Annotated in this window: 14 protein-coding genes and 1 pseudogene; 11 read left to right on the top strand and 4 right to left on the bottom strand. The window is 68.2% G+C overall.

The window, feature by feature from the left end:
* The 9 genes from ctaD to J7500_RS03675 all read left to right on the top strand — a co-directional run bounded on the left by ctaD (position 1) and on the right by J7500_RS03675 (position 8,206).
* The gene (gene ctaD / locus J7500_RS03715; RefSeq protein ID WP_294060093.1) at positions 1 to 1,680 is read left to right on the top strand and encodes a cytochrome c oxidase subunit I; all 1,680 of its coding nucleotides are present in this window, start codon (positions 1 to 3) and stop codon (positions 1,678 to 1,680) included.
* A 127-nt stretch (positions 1,681 to 1,807) separates the two neighbouring features.
* Positions 1,808 to 2,710 carry a heme o synthase gene (locus J7500_RS03710; protein WP_294060092.1) on the top strand — a complete coding sequence of 301 codons (903 nt, stop codon included), beginning with the start codon at positions 1,808 to 1,810 and terminating at the stop codon, positions 2,708 to 2,710.
* A complete protein-coding gene (locus J7500_RS03705) occupies positions 2,707 to 2,901 on the top strand; it encodes a hypothetical protein (protein ID WP_294060706.1) in 195 nt (64 codons plus the stop codon). The genes J7500_RS03710 and J7500_RS03705 overlap by 4 nt, the downstream gene beginning before the upstream one ends.
* A complete protein-coding gene (locus tag J7500_RS03700) occupies positions 2,898 to 3,431 on the top strand; it encodes a cytochrome c oxidase assembly protein (RefSeq protein ID WP_294060091.1) in 534 nt (177 codons plus the stop codon). Before J7500_RS03705 ends, J7500_RS03700 begins: the two co-directional genes overlap by 4 nt.
* Positions 3,432 to 3,508: 77 nt before the next feature.
* The gene (locus tag J7500_RS03695; protein ID WP_294060090.1) at positions 3,509 to 4,402 is read left to right on the top strand and encodes a cytochrome c oxidase subunit 3; all 894 of its coding nucleotides are present in this window, start codon (positions 3,509 to 3,511) and stop codon (positions 4,400 to 4,402) included.
* Position 4,403: 1 nt separating this feature from the next.
* Complete coding sequence (locus J7500_RS03690) at positions 4,404 to 4,808, top strand: DUF983 domain-containing protein (protein ID WP_294060089.1); 405 nt, start codon at positions 4,404 to 4,406, stop codon at positions 4,806 to 4,808.
* Positions 4,808 to 5,428 (top strand): SURF1 family cytochrome oxidase biogenesis protein, encoded by a 621-nt coding sequence (locus J7500_RS03685; protein ID WP_294060088.1) that lies wholly within the window; start codon positions 4,808 to 4,810, stop codon positions 5,426 to 5,428. Before J7500_RS03690 ends, J7500_RS03685 begins: the two co-directional genes overlap by 1 nt.
* Positions 5,429 to 5,476: 48 nt before the next feature.
* Positions 5,477 to 6,868, top strand: coding sequence for a threonine synthase (gene thrC / locus J7500_RS03680; RefSeq protein ID WP_294060086.1), 1,392 nt, complete (start codon positions 5,477 to 5,479; stop codon positions 6,866 to 6,868).
* 468 nt (positions 6,869 to 7,336) lie between these two features.
* The gene (locus J7500_RS03675; RefSeq protein ID WP_294060084.1) at positions 7,337 to 8,206 is read left to right on the top strand and encodes a class I SAM-dependent methyltransferase; all 870 of its coding nucleotides are present in this window, start codon (positions 7,337 to 7,339) and stop codon (positions 8,204 to 8,206) included.
* A 28-nt stretch (positions 8,207 to 8,234) separates the two neighbouring features.
* Here the strand turns inward: J7500_RS03675 and J7500_RS03670 are convergent, their stop codons facing one another.
* Genes J7500_RS03670 through J7500_RS03660 form a run of 3 tightly spaced genes read right to left on the bottom strand, consistent with a single transcriptional unit; the run spans position 8,235 to position 9,846 of the window.
* Positions 8,235 to 8,879, bottom strand: a complete 645-nt coding sequence (locus J7500_RS03670; protein WP_294060083.1) for a heme exporter protein CcmB — start codon at positions 8,877 to 8,879, stop codon at positions 8,235 to 8,237.
* Positions 8,876 to 9,445 carry a heme ABC exporter ATP-binding protein CcmA gene (gene ccmA, locus J7500_RS03665; RefSeq protein WP_294060082.1) on the bottom strand — a complete coding sequence of 190 codons (570 nt, stop codon included), beginning with the start codon at positions 9,443 to 9,445 and terminating at the stop codon, positions 8,876 to 8,878. Before ccmA ends, J7500_RS03670 begins: the two co-directional genes overlap by 4 nt.
* On the bottom strand, positions 9,442 to 9,846 hold the full coding sequence (locus J7500_RS03660; protein ID WP_294060081.1) for a metallopeptidase family protein: 405 nt from the start codon (positions 9,844 to 9,846) through the stop codon (positions 9,442 to 9,444). Before J7500_RS03660 ends, ccmA begins: the two co-directional genes overlap by 4 nt.
* 29 nt (positions 9,847 to 9,875) lie before the next feature.
* On the opposite strand from J7500_RS03660, the pseudogene J7500_RS03655 reads away from it, so the two are divergent.
* Positions 9,876 to 10,169, top strand: a pseudogene (locus tag J7500_RS03655) (4a-hydroxytetrahydrobiopterin dehydratase); the annotation flags it as partial.
* On the opposite strand, the gene J7500_RS03650 reads toward J7500_RS03655, so the two are convergent.
* Complete coding sequence (locus J7500_RS03650; RefSeq protein ID WP_294060080.1) at positions 10,166 to 10,954, bottom strand: SDR family oxidoreductase; 789 nt, start codon at positions 10,952 to 10,954, stop codon at positions 10,166 to 10,168. The pseudogene J7500_RS03655 and the gene J7500_RS03650 sit on opposite strands and share 4 nt — an antisense overlap.
* A gap of 166 nt (positions 10,955 to 11,120) precedes the next feature.
* Between J7500_RS03650 and J7500_RS03645 the strand changes: the two genes are divergently transcribed.
* Entirely contained in the window at positions 11,121 to 13,583 is a 2,463-nt protein-coding gene (locus J7500_RS03645) for a glycoside hydrolase family 3 protein (RefSeq protein ID WP_294060078.1), read from the top strand.
* Positions 13,584 to 13,610: the final 27 nt, after the last annotated feature.

The raw sequence follows: 13,610 nt of genomic DNA, 5'->3' as shown, positions 1-13,610 counted from the left end.
ATGACCGACACCGCCGTTCCCTACGCCGCGCATGACGCCCATGCGCACGATCATCACGACGCCGATCACAAGCCGGGCTTCTTCGCCCGCTGGTTCATGTCGACGAACCACAAGGACATCGGCACGCTCTATCTGATCTTCGCGATCGTGGCCGGCATCATCGGCGGCGCGATCTCGGGTCTGATGCGCTGGGAGCTCGCCGAACCGGGCATCCAGCACCTCCAGTGGATGGCATCGCTGTTTCACGGCGGCGAGCAGACCTTCGACGAAGCGCTGCACTTCTGGAACGTGCTGATCACCGCGCACGGCCTGATCATGGTGTTCTTCATGGTCATGCCGGCGATGATCGGCGGCTTCGGCAACTGGTTCGTGCCGATCATGATCGGGGCGCCGGACATGGCGTTCCCGCGCATGAACAACATCTCGTTCTGGCTGCTGATCCCGGCCTTCACGCTGCTGCTCGCCTCGCCCTTCGTCGGCGTCGGCGCGGGCACGGGCTGGACCGTCTACGCGCCGCTCTCGACCTATGGCGAGCCGGGGCCGTCGGTGGACATGGCGATCCTGTCGCTCCACCTCGCGGGCGCCAGCTCGATCCTGGGCGCGATCAACTTCATCACCACCATCTTCAACATGCGCGCGCCGGGCATGACCCTGCACAAGATGCCGCTGTTCGTCTGGTCGGTGCTGATCACTGCCTTCCTGCTGTTGCTCGCGCTTCCGGTGCTGGCGGCTGCGATCACCATGCTGCTCACCGACCGCAACTTCGGCACCGCCTTCTATGACGCGGCCGGCGGCGGCGACCCGGTGCTCTACCAGCACCTCTTCTGGTTCTTCGGTCACCCCGAAGTGTACATCATGATCCTGCCGGGCTTCGGCATCGTCAGCCAGATCGTCGCCACCTTCAGCCGCAAGCCGGTGTTCGGCTATCTCGGCATGGCCTATGCCATGGTCGCGATCGGCTTCGTCGGCTTCGTGGTCTGGGCGCACCACATGTTCACCACCGGCCTGTCGGTGACCGTGAAGATGTACTTCACCGCGGCGACGATGGTGATCGCGGTGCCCACCGGCGTGAAGATCTTCTCGTGGATCGCCACCATGTGGGGCGGCTCGATCAGCTTCCGCACGCCGATGGTGTGGGCACTGGGCTTCATCTTCATGTTCACGGTCGGCGGCGTCACCGGCGTCGTGCTCGCCAACGGCGGCGTCGACGACTATATGCACGACACCTATTACGTCGTGGCGCACTTCCACTACGTGCTCTCGCTGGGTGCCGTGTTCGGCCTGTTCGCCGGCTTCTACTACTGGTTCCCGAAGATGTCGGGCCGGATGTACAGCGAGCTGCTCGGCCAGCTGCACTTCTGGGTGTTCTTCATCGGCGTGAACGTGCTGTTCTTCCCGATGCACTTCCTGGGCCTGCAGGGCATGCCGCGTCGCTATCCGGACTATCCGGACGCCTATGCCCATTGGAACCATATCGCGAGCCTCGGCTATGTGATCATGGCGGTCGGCATGCTGTTCTTCTTCGTGAACATCATCTGGTCGCTCGTCGCGGGGCGCAAGGCGGAAGCCAACCCGTGGGGCGAAGGCGCGACGACGCTCGAGTGGACGCTGTCGAGCCCGCCGCCGTTCCACCAGTTCGAGACGCTGCCCGTCATCGACGGCGGCGACCACCACCACTAAGACCCGGCCGAAAGGCTGGAAACCAGGCGCCCCGGGGGAAACTCCGGGGCGTCTTGCTTGGGAGCGGCCTCCGGCAGGATGCGGGCTTTTCCCAAGCCGCACAGAGGCCTATAGCGCAGCCCGAGTCATGACCAGCCTAGCCGCCACCCCCACCCTTCCCGCCGACTGGCGCGATTTCGTCGCGCTCACCAAGCCGCGCGTGATGACGCTCGTCGTCTTCACGGCGCTGTGCGGGATGCTCGCGGCGCCGGTGCCGATCCATCCCGTGCTCGGCTTCACCGCGATCCTGTGCACCACGCTCGGCGCGGGCGCGGCGGGGGCGCTCAACCAATGGTACGAGGCCGATCTCGACGCCAAGATGAAGCGGACGCAGCGCCGGCCGCTGCCAGCGGGGCGGATGGACCGCCAGTCGGCGCTGCACTTCGGCGTCGGCCTCGCGGGCTTCAGCCTCGGCCTCATGTATTTCGCGATCAACCTGGCCGCGACGCTGATCCTCGCCGCCTCGATCCTTTTCTACGTCTTCGTCTACACGGTCTGGCTCAAGCGCCGCACGCCGCAGAACATCGTGATCGGCGGCGCCGCCGGGGCCTTCCCGCCGATGATCGGCTGGGCGGCGGCCACCGGCGACTTGTCGACGCTGCCGGTGCTGCTGTTCCTGCTGATCTTCCTGTGGACGCCGCCGCACTTCTGGGCGCTCGCGCTGTTCGTGAAGACCGATTACGCCAATGCCGGCGTGCCGATGCTGCCCGTGGTGGCGGGCGAGCGGGTGACGCGGCATCAGATCGGGCTCTACACCATCCCGATGGCGGCCGCGGCGATCGCGCCCTGGCCGCTGGGGCTGACGGGGCCGATCTACGGTCTCTCGGCGATCGTGCTCAACGCGTTCTTCGTGCTGCTCGCCGCCAAGGTGGCGTTCCGCCGCTCGGTCGAGGGCGACCGGATGACGCCCGAGAAGCAGCTGTTCAAATATTCGATCTTCTATCTATTCCTGATCTTCGGCGCGCTGGTCGCCGACCGGTGGTTTGCATGAACAAGCGTGACGACGATCTGATGCGCGGCCGCAACGACGCGATGCCTGCCCCGAGCGCGGCCGACACGACCGAGGTCGTCCGCCGCCGCCAGCGCGAGCGCGCCAGGCTGATGGCGATCCTGCTGGGCGTGTTCGTCGTGCTCGTCTTCGCGATCTCGATCGTGAAGATGCAGATCGGGCACGCCGGATGACTCGCAACCTGCGCACCGCGCTGCTCGCCGCGCTCGGCGTCTGCACGATGACGGGCGTGGGCTTCGCGAGCGTGCCGCTCTACCGCATCTTCTGCGAGGCGACCGGCCTCGACGGCACCACCCAGCGCGGGGTGCGCGCGCCGGGTAGCACCGGGCACAAGATCACCATCGCGTTCGACAGCAACGTCAGCCCAAAGCTGGCGTGGAAGTTCGCGCCCGAGCGGCGCGCCGACGTGGTCGACATCGGCGGGCGCGACATGGCGTTCTTCACGGCGACCAATCTTTCGAAGGAGCCGCTCACCGGCACCGCGAGCTTCAACGTCACGCCCTCGGTGGCGGGCAAATATTTCACCAAGATCCAGTGCTTCTGCTTCACCCAGCAGACGCTGAAGCCGGGCGAGACGGTGCGCATGCCGGTGCTCTTCTACGTCGATCCGGCGATCCTGAACGATCCGGATGCCAAGGACGTGGAGGAGATCACGCTTTCCTACACCTTCTATCCGGCAGAGGGCGGGAACCCCACCAGCTAGCCAGCTTCAATCCCCCCGTTGCGGGATGCGGATTCGAGCCCTAAAGCAGCGCCAAACCAAGGAACAGGGACGAGCCGATGGCCGGAGCCAAGAACCACCCCTATCATATTCTCCCGCCGAGCATCTGGCCGTTTTTCGGCTCGATGGCGGCGCTGGTGCTCGCATCGGGCGGCATCATGTGGCTGCACCCGGACGTTTTCGGTTCGGTCGGCAAGCTGGTGTTCTTCGCCGGCCTGGCGGGCGTGATCGCCACCTTCTTCGGTTGGTGGTCGAACGTGATCGCCGAGGCGCACGCCGGCGACCACACCCCCGTCGTGCAGCTCCACCTGCGCTACGGCATGATCCTGTTCATCGCCTCCGAAGTGATGTTCTTCGTCGGCTGGTTCTGGGCCTGGTTCGATTTCGCGCTCTTCCCCTCGACCGTCGAGGCGGTCGGCGGCCAGTGGCCGCCCAAGGGCATGGAAGTGATCAACGCCTGGGAGTTCCCGCTCCTCAACACGCTGATCCTGCTCTGCTCGGGCTGCACGGTCACCTGGGCGCACCATGGCCTGCTCCACAACGAGCGCGGCGGTGAGCTGAAGGGCCTGTGGGGCCTGCTCGGCGTCGGCCAGAACGACAGCGTCAAGAAGGGCCTGTGGCTGACGATCATCCTCGGCCTGCTCTTCACCACGATCCAGGCCTATGAGTACATGCACGCGCCGTTCCCGTTCAAGGCGGCGAGCGAGGGCGGTTCGAGCTATGGCGGCGCCTTCTTCATGGCGACCGGCTTCCACGGCTTCCACGTCATCGTCGGCACGATCTTCCTGATCGTGAACCTGGTGCGCGTCTACAAGGGCCATTTCACGCCGCGCCAGCACTTCGGTTTCGAAGCAGCCGCCTGGTACTGGCACTTCGTCGACGTGGTGTGGCTGTTCCTCTTCGCCTCGATCTATGTCTGGGGCAGCTGGGGCGCGCCGGTCCACGCCGGCTGACGTGGCTGGACAATCGAGTGATCCGGACGGGGGAGGCAGCACCACGCTGCCTCCCCCGATCCTTTCGGGGCTCCAGGGCTGCTGCCCGCGCTGCGGCGCGCGCACGCTGTTCCGCAGCGCCATAGCCTTCGCCGATCGCTGCACGCGCTGCGGGCTCGATTACCGCGCCTTCAATGTCGGCGACGGTCCCGTCGTCTTCCTGACGCTGGGCATCGGCACGCTGGTCACCGTGCTGGCGCTCTGGGTGGAATTCACCTTCGAGCCGGGGTTGCTGGTCCATGCGCTTCTGTGGATCCCGCTCACGCTCGCCCTGACGGTGCTCGCGCTACGCATCGCCAAGGGCTGGCTGCTCGCGCTCGAATATCGCAACCGCGCCGGCGAGGGCCGGGTTCGCGAGGACCGCTGATGCCGCGCCTGCCGATCGTCCCCACGCTGATCGTGACGCTCGCCGTCGCCGCCATGATCGGGCTCGGCTTCTGGCAGCTGCTCGACCGGCGGCCCAAGAAGCTGGCGCAGCTCGAGCAGCTCGCCGCCAATCCCTCCAAGCCCGAGATCGCGTTCCCGGGCGGGAGCGACGCCAGCCTGCTCTTCCGCCGCGCGCATGGGCTCTGCCTCGAGCCGGTCGCGATCCGGCTTGCCGGTGCCGGCGGCGCGGGCTATCGCGCGATCGCCGAATGCCGCACCGGTGCCGAAGGACCCGGCATGCTCGTCCAGCTCGGCACCACGCGCGATCCCAATGCCAGGCCGCAGTGGCGGGGCGGGGAAGTGCGCGGCTTCATTAGCCACGCGCCCGACAGCCGCTCGATGCTCGCTTCGCTGTTCGACCACACGCCGCAACGGCTGATGCTGGTCTCCGACACGCCGCCGGCGGGCCTGGAGCCCAACGGCAAGCCGGATCTCTCCGCGATCCCGAACAACCATCTCGCCTATGCCGTGCAATGGTTCTTCTTCGCGATCGTCGCGGTGGTGATCTATGTGCTGGCGCTCCGGCGCCGCGGCCGCACGGCTCCCGGTTCGCAGGCGTAAAGATCGGTTTGCTTGCCCGTGCCCGCCGCCCCCGCTAACGCGGCGCCCATGCACTACCAGAGCACCCGAGGCGCCGCGCCGCTGCTCGGCTTCCGTGACGTCACGCTCGCCGGGCTTGCGAGCGACGGCGGGCTGTACGTCCCCCAGAGCTGGCCGAGCTTCAGCCGCGAGCAGATCGCCGCGCTCGCGGGCCTCTCCTATGTCGAGACGGCGGTGCGCGTGATGCTGCCGTTCGTCGGCGAGGACCTGAGCGAGGACGAGCTGCGCGAGCTGTGCACGCGCGCCTATGGCCGCTTCGCGCACGCCGCGGTGACGCCGCTCGTCCAGCTCGACCAGCAGCAATGGCTGCTCGAGCTGTTCCACGGCCCCACGCTCGCCTTCAAGGACGTGGCGCTCCAGCTCCTCGGGCTGCTCTTCGAGAGGTTCCTGCGCGGCGGCAACCAGCATCTGACCATCGTCGGCGCGACCTCGGGCGATACCGGCAGCGCCGCGATCGACGCCGTCGCCGGCCGCATCGGCGTGGACATCTTCATGCTCCACCCCAAGGGCCGCGTCTCGGAGGTCCAGCGCCGCCAGATGACGACGGTGCTCGCGCCCAACGTCCACAACATCGCGATCGAGGGCAGCTTCGACGACGCCCAGGCGCTGGTGAAGGCGATGTTCAACGATCGCGACTTCGCGGGCCGCTTCCAGGTGACTGCGGTCAACTCGATCAACTGGGCCCGGTTGATGGCGCAGGTGGTCTATTATTTCTACGCCGCGGTCCGCCTCGGCGCGCCCGATCGCCCGGTCGCCTTTTCGGTGCCGACCGGCAATTTCGGCGACGTGTTCGCGGGCTATGTCGCGGCGAAGATGGGGCTGCCGGTGGCGAAGCTGGTCGTCGCGACCAACGTCAACGACATCCTTCACCGCGCGCTTTCCACCGGCGACTATTCGGCCGGGACGGTGACGCCCACCGACGCGCCGTCGATGGACATCCAGGTGAGCTCGAACTTCGAGCGGCTGTTGTTCGATCTCGCCGGTGCCAGCGTCGCCGACCAGATGCGCGGGTTCGAAGCGAACCGCGCGATGCAGCTCAGCAACGCCCAGCGACAGGGCGCCGCCGCGCTCTTCGCCAGCGACCGCATCGACGCCGCCGAGATGAACGGGGCGATGCGCTGGGCGCATGCCGAGGCGGGTCAGGTGCTCGATCCGCACAGCGCGATCGGCCTCGCCGCCGCGCGCCGCGCCGGGGCTCCGGCCGAAGTGCCCGTGGTGACGCTCGCCACCGCGCATGCCGCCAAGTTCGCCGACGCCGTCGAGCGTGCGACCGGCGTTCGGCCCTCGGTCCCGTCGCGCGTCGGCGACCTCTACCAGCGCCAGGAGCGCTACGACGTGCTGCCTGCGACCTTCGAGGCCATCACCAGCTACATCGCCGAGCGCGCGACGCCGAAGGCCTAAGTTGTATCGACATTCAGCCTAACGCGCTCCCCTCCCTGAAAGGAGGGGAGAGGAGTGTCGAGACAACCCAGGCGCCCGGCGCACGATATTGCCGCTTGCAAAATTGGATTTGGCCTGAAACAAAACAGGAACGTTCTTTCTCAATCTGAATAATCGGCGTCTCGTGCGCACACGCACATGCACGCGCACATGCACACGCACGCGCGCAGGCACGTACGCACGCGCATGCGCCCGCGTTGGGGTGTCCACTTTGTCCACTTCCGCCGTGTCCACTTCCGCCATCGCCCCGCCGGATCGGCCGACGGTGAGGCCCGCTCGAACCGTCGCGATAGTGTGACCTTGGTGTGACCTTTGGTCGCGCAGGATGCGCGGGGCGGCGCGATAGCGTCTCAGCCCGATCGGAGGGTTTCCCGGCTCAGCCCGGTGCTCGTGCTTTCGCAGGAGCGCGCGGCTGGATAAGGGAGGCCCATGGACCTCATCACTCTCACCGGCGAGCCCTGGGCCGACTATGGGCTCGTCGACTCCGGCCATGGCCGCAAGCTCGAGCGCTACGGCGCCTATCGCTTCATCCGGCCCGAGCCCCAGGCGATGTGGGCGCCCGCTTCGGACGAATGGGACGCGCACGGCGAATTCCTCCCCGGATCGGACGAGGAAGGCGGCGGCCGCTGGACCTTCGCCAAGCCGGTGCCGCGCGAAGGCTGGCCGCTGGCGTGGAACGAGGCGCGCTTCACCGCGCAGAACACCCCCTTCCGCCATCTCGGCTTCTTCCCCGACATGGCGCCGGTATGGAGCTGGATGCGCGACCAGATCGACGGGATGGACGCGCCCGAATGCATGAACCTGTTTGGCTACACCGGCGTCGGCAGCCTCGCGCTTGCCGCCAAGGGCGCGCGGGTGACCCATGTCGACGCCTCGAAGAAGTCGGTGGCCGAGGGCAAGGCCAACGCCGCACTGTCGGGGATGGAGGATCTGCCGATCCGCTGGATGATCGACGACGCCGCCAAGTTCACCGCGCGCGAGGTCCGGCGCGGCCGGCGCTACGACGGGATCATCCTCGATCCGCCCAAATGGGGCAGGGGGCCCAATGGCGAGGTGTGGAAGCTGGAAGAGGGCCTGCCCGCGCTCATCGCCGACACGCGCAAGCTGCTCGACGACAAGTCGCGCTTCCTGTTCCTGACGGTCTATGCCGTGCGCATGTCCGCGCTGGCGATCGGCGAGCTGGTCCGCCAGCAATTCGCCGACCTGGGCGGCAAGGTCGAATGCGGCGAGCTTTCGGTACGGGAGGAGGCGCGGGGGCTGCTGCTTCCGACCGCGATCTTCGCGCGCTGGAGCCGCTAAACGCCCCTCCCGCAAACGGAAGGGGGAATCAGCTCCGCCCCATCCGCATCGCGGCGCCCGCGACCATGGGGCAACCGGCGACCAGCAACAGGCTCACCGCCGCCAGCAGCTTGAGCGCGCCGGGCTGCCCCGCGGTCGAGCCCGCGCCGAAGATCAGCAGCGGCACGGCGAAGGGCAGCATCACCAGTCCGGCGAGCGCGCCCGCGCCGCGCAGCCCCGCCACCAGCGCCGCGGTCGCCACGCCCAGCGCCGCCAGCCCCGGCGTGCCGATCGCGAGACCGAGCAAGATCGTCGCCAGCGCCTCTCCCGGCAGCTGGAGAAGCGCCGCGGCGACCAGCGTCGCGAGCAGCAGCGCGGGCGCGAAGCCCAGCCAGTGGCCGGCCATTTTGGCTGCTGCGATGCCGGCGTCCGGCAGCCCGCGCACCGCGAACTGGTCGAGCACGCCGCTCTCGGCATCGGGCGCGATCAGCCGCTCGACGGGCAACAAGGCGGCAAGCAGCGCCGCCGCCCAGATCACGCCGCCGCCGACGCGTGCGAGCAGGCGACTGTCGGGGCCGATCGCAAAGGGAAACAGGATCGCGACGAGCAGGAAGAAGACGATCGGCAGCATCAGCCCGCCGCTGCTCCACGCCCGCCGCAGTTCGCGCCAGACGATCGCGCCGAAGCCGCTCACAGCGCGATCTCCTCGGCGCCCGGCAGCGCAAGCGGCAAGTGGGTCGCGGCGAGCACGATGCCGCCCGCTGCCCGGTGCGCCGCGATTGCCGCCTCGAGCAGCCCCACCGAAGCCACATCGAGCCCATTGGCCGGCTCGTCGAGCAGCCACACCGGCGCTCCGCTCGCGATCACGCGCGCCAGCGCGGCGCGGCGGCGCTGGCCGGTCGAGAGCAGTCGCACCGGAACCTGCGCCAGCCCGTCGAGCGCCACGGCGGCCAATGCGGGCTCCACCGCGTCGCGCGTGCCGTCGAGCCCGGTCCAGAAGCGGAGCGCGGCGCCCAGGCTCAGCTCGGGATCGAGCGCGGAATGCTCGCCCAGCAGCGCGCGTGCGCCCTCGCCCTCGACGCTCCCCGCGATCGGCGCCAGCAGCCCGGCGGCGACGCGGATCAGGCTCGATTTGCCCGCGCCGTTCGGCCCGGTCACCAGCGCGGCCTCGCCGGAGCCTAGCGCGAAGCTCAGCCCCTCGAACAGCAGCCGCTGCCCGCGCTGGCACGCCACCCCGCGAAAGGCGAGGCCGTGGCTCACTCGGCGCCGTCTTCCAGCGCGTGCATGTCGTCGTCCGAAAGCCCGAAATGATGCCCGACCTCATGCACCACGACATGGCTCACCAGCGCGTCGAGGCCCACGCCCGTCGCGACCCATTCGTCAAGGATCGGGCGCCGATAGAGGTGGATGCGATCGGGCAGCGTGCCCGAATCGAACGCCGATTTCTCGCCGATCGGCCGGCCGTGGTAGAGGCCGGTGAGGTCGAACGGGTCCTCGATGCCCAGCGAATCGAGCGTCTCGTCGTCGGCGAATTCCTCGACGATCAGCACGACATCGGCGAGATGGCTTGCGAAGGGTTCGGGGATCCGCGCCAGCGCCGCGCGCGCCAGGCGTTCGATCTCGGTGGCGGAAGGCGCTTGCCCATACATGGAGAGGTCCATAGGCGTTAGCGACGCGTTGCAGCAAGGAGCAGGCCATGGTCGAGCAATTGAGCGATGCCGAGCGCGCCGATGCGCTCGATGACCTGGACGATTGGGATTATGACGAGGCGCGCGACGCGATCACGCGCAGCATCACCTTCCGCGACTTCAACGAAGCCTTTGGCTTCATGACCCGCGTGGCGCTGCTCGCCGAGAAGGCCGACCACCATCCGGAATGGTCGAACGTCTGGAACCGCGTCGACATCCTCCTCACCACGCACGACGCGGGCGGGCTTTCGGGACGCGACATTGAGATGGCGCACGCGATCGACGCGATGGTCTAGGAAAGCCGCCGCCGCATCTGCTTGCGGAGCGTCCCCGGCATCCAGCGCGCGGCGAAGGCGAGTCTGCGCGCGGTGCGGCCGACGATCAGGTGCACCCTGGGGTTCTCCGCGGCGTTCCACACTGCCTGGGCGACCGTCTCCAGCGGCGTGAACTCCAGCCCCGCCTCGCGGACCGATTCGCGCACGCTGCGGTTGCTCCCCGCGACGGTCGAATCGAGCAGCGGCGTGTCGATGAAGCTCGGCATCAGCACGCGCACCGTGATGTCGTCGGCGGCCCATTCGCCTTCGAGCGCCTCGGAGAAGCCGCGCACCGCGAACTTGACCGCCGCATAGAGCGACATGCCAGCGCCGCCATAGATCGCCGCCGCCGACGCGGTGTTGACCAGGCAGGATCCGGGCGTCGCCTTGAGCAAAGGATAGGCCGCGCGCGCGCCGTTGATCATCCCCATCAGGTTGATCGCCACGATCCGGTCGACGTCCTCGTCGCTGGTGTCGGCGAGCATCCCGCCCACGGCGATGCCGGCGTTGTTGAACATCAGGTCGAGCCGTCCGCCGCTCGCCTGGGCGAAGTCGGCGAGCGCCTTGGTCCAGGCCGCGCGGTCGCGCACGTCCATCACATGCGTGGTCACCGGCCCGCCCTCGATCGCAGCGGCGGCGTCCTCCAGCCCTTCGGCATTGATGTCAGCGAGGCCCACCCGCCAGCCGCGTGCCGCGAAATATCTGCCGGTCGCCAGTCCGATCCCCGAAGCGCCCCCGGTGATGAAGATCGCCTTCTCGCCCGCCATGTCCTCTCCTTGGTTGCTGCCCCTTCATTCCGCACAAAGCGGGTGTGCGCCAGAGCTTACTTTCAAAAATGTCAGTAACCTGGTTGCGCAGGACAGGGGCTGGGAAGTGGACTCGGACGCCGGGCTTGGGGTACGCTGGCGCAAAGCGAGACGAGGGAGAGGAAGGATGAAGGGGATCAAGCTGCTGCTGGCGACCAGTATTTTGTGGTCCGTGCCCGTTTTTTCGCAGCAGGCGCCGACAGCGTTGTCTCAAGGCCCGACCGTCGCCAATCCCGAGAAATGGCCGGCGACGCAGAGCGCGGGGCTGATCGATCCGGAGACCGAGAAGTTCGTCACCGATCTGATGGCCAAGATGACGCTCGAGGAGAAGATCGGCCAGATGATCCAGGGGGACATCGGCAGCCTCAAGCCCGAGGACCTTCGCAAATATCCGCTCGGCTCGATCCTCGCGGGCGGCAATTCGCCGCCGCTCTCGGGCAACGACCGTTCGCCCCAGGCCGATTGGGTGGCGACCATGCAGGCGTTCCGCGCCGTCGCGATGGAAAAGCGCGGCAACCATGCGCCGATCCCGCTGATGTTCGGCGTCGACGCGGTGCACGGCAACAACAACGTCATCGGCGCGACGCTCTTCCCGCACAATATCGGCCTCGGCGCCGCCAACGACCCCGCGCTGATGCGCCGCATCGGCCAGGCGACCGCAGCCGAGACCGCGGCCAGCGGCCCCGACTGGGCGTTCGGCCCGACGCTCGCAGTGCCGCAGGACGATCGCTGGGGCCGCACCTATGAAGGCTATTCGGAGGATCCCGCGATCGTCCGCAACCTGGCCGGCGACATGGTCCGCGGGCTCCAGGGCGATCCCGACACGCGCGGACGCATCCAGAAGGGGCTCGTCGCCGCATCGGCCAAGCACTATCTCGGCGACGGCGGCACCTATGACGGCATCGACCAGGGCGACACCCGCGTCTCCGAGGAAGAGCTGATCCGCATCCACGCGGCGGGCTATCCGCCCGCGATCGAGGCGGGCACGCTCACCATCATGGCCTCCTACAGCAGCTGGAACGGCCAGAAGATGCACGGCAACAAGTCGTTGCTCACCGACGTGCTCAAGGGCCGCATGGGCTTCCAGGGTTTCGTCGTCGGCGACTGGAACGGCCATGGCCAGGTGCCGGGCTGCACCACCACCGATTGCGCGGCCACCTTCAACGCCGGGCTCGACATGGCGATGGCGCCGGACAGCTGGAAGGGCATGTTCGAATCGACCGTCGCCCATGTGAAGGACGGCACCATCCCGATGGCGCGGATCGACGATGCCGTGCGCCGCATCCTGCGCGTCAAGGTCAAGCTCGGCCTGTTCGACCCCGCGCGCCCGCTCGAGGGCAAGGCCGGCGTGCTCGGCAGCCCCGAGCACCGCGCGATCGCGCGCCAGGCAGTCGCCGAATCGCTCGTGCTGCTCAAGAACCAGGGCGTGCTGCCGGTGAAGGCCTCTGCCCGCGTGCTCGTCACCGGCCCCGCGGCCGATTCGATGATGCTCCAGAGCGGCGGCTGGACGCTGAGCTGGCAGGGCGACGGCAACCCCAATGACCTCTTCCCCAATGGCGAGACGATCTATTCGGGGATCAAGAAGGCAGTCGAGGCCGGCGGCGGCACCGCCACACTCTCGGCCGACGGCAATTTCACGGCCAAGCCGGACGTCGCCATCGTGGTCTTCGGCGAGCAGCCCTATGCCGAGATGCGCGGCGACATCCGCACGCTCGAGTTCCAGCCCGGCGACAAGCAGGCGCTCGCCCAGCTCAAGAAGCTCAAGGCTGCCGGCGTGCCCGTGGTCTCGGTCTTCCTCTCGGGCCGCCCGCTCTGGGTGAATCCGGAGCTCAACGCCTCGGACGCCTTCGTCGCGGCCTGGCTGCCGGGCAGCGAGGGCGGCGGCGTGGCCGACGTGATCATCGGCGATGCCGCGGGCAAGCCGCGCCGCGACTTCCACGGCAAGCTCTCCTTCTCCTGGCCGAAGAACGCCGCCCAGTTCCGCCTCAACAAGGGGCAGCCGGGCTACGATCCGCTCTTCGCGCTCGGCTATGGCCTGACCTATGCCAAGGGCGGCAACGTGCCGATGCTCAGCGAGGAATCGGGCGTCGACCCGTCGCTCGCCAACACCGGCACCTTCTTCGCCAAGGGCGCCACGCCCGCGCCGTGGCGCTTCGTCTCGCAGGGGGCGATCCGCCAGCGCACCGTCGAGGGGCCGCAGACGCAGGAAGGCGGGCAGCAGTTCACCTGGGCCGGGCCGGGCACGCTCAGCATCCAGGGCATGGAGCTCAACCTCAGCCGCGAGGCGAACGCCGATCTGTCGCTGCAGATCAGCTACCGGCTCGACGCCGCCGCCACGGGCCCGGTGCGGCTCACCATGCTCGGCGGAGCGACCAAGGGCGGGATCGACGCGACCAGCCTGTTCACCGGCCAGACCGGCGCGTGGCGCACCGCCAAGATCCTGCTCAAATGCTTCCAGACGAACGGAGTCGATCTGACCAAGGTCACGGCGCCGGTCGCGATCGAGGGCGACACACCGCTCAGCCTGTCGATCGCCGACGCGCGGATCGTCTCCGATCCCAACAACTCGATCTGCCCCGGGGCCAAGTGACCCGGGCGGGCATTGCAGGGAGGCGGC

The sequence above is a fragment of the Sphingomonas sp. genome (genome assembly GCF_017744835.1).
Lineage (GTDB): Bacteria > Pseudomonadota > Alphaproteobacteria > Sphingomonadales > Sphingomonadaceae > Sphingomonas.
Note: the sequence above shows the minus strand (reverse complement) of the source record. Positions and strands in the feature narration are given on the sequence as shown.

Bases quoted from the DNA above. Each gene is read 5' to 3' on its own strand.
- ctaD (WP_294060093.1), top strand. From the start codon at position 1: ATGACCGACACCGCCGTTCCCTACGCCGCGCATGACGCCCATGCGCAC.
- J7500_RS03710 (WP_294060092.1), top strand. From the start codon at position 1,808: ATGACCAGCCTAGCCGCCACCCCCACCCTTCCCGCCGACTGGCGCGAT.
- J7500_RS03705 (WP_294060706.1), top strand. From the start codon at position 2,707: ATGAACAAGCGTGACGACGATCTGATGCGCGGCCGCAACGACGCGATG.
- J7500_RS03700 (WP_294060091.1), top strand. From the start codon at position 2,898: ATGACTCGCAACCTGCGCACCGCGCTGCTCGCCGCGCTCGGCGTCTGC.
- J7500_RS03695 (WP_294060090.1), top strand. From the start codon at position 3,509: ATGGCCGGAGCCAAGAACCACCCCTATCATATTCTCCCGCCGAGCATC.
- J7500_RS03685 (WP_294060088.1), top strand. From the start codon at position 4,808: ATGCCGCGCCTGCCGATCGTCCCCACGCTGATCGTGACGCTCGCCGTC.
- thrC (WP_294060086.1), top strand. From the start codon at position 5,477: ATGCACTACCAGAGCACCCGAGGCGCCGCGCCGCTGCTCGGCTTCCGT.
- J7500_RS03675 (WP_294060084.1), top strand. From the start codon at position 7,337: ATGGACCTCATCACTCTCACCGGCGAGCCCTGGGCCGACTATGGGCTC.
- J7500_RS03660 (WP_294060081.1), bottom strand. From the start codon at position 9,846: ATGGACCTCTCCATGTATGGGCAAGCGCCTTCCGCCACCGAGATCGAA.
- J7500_RS03650 (WP_294060080.1), bottom strand. From the start codon at position 10,954: ATGGCGGGCGAGAAGGCGATCTTCATCACCGGGGGCGCTTCGGGGATC.
- J7500_RS03645 (WP_294060078.1), top strand. From the start codon at position 11,121: ATGAAGGGGATCAAGCTGCTGCTGGCGACCAGTATTTTGTGGTCCGTG.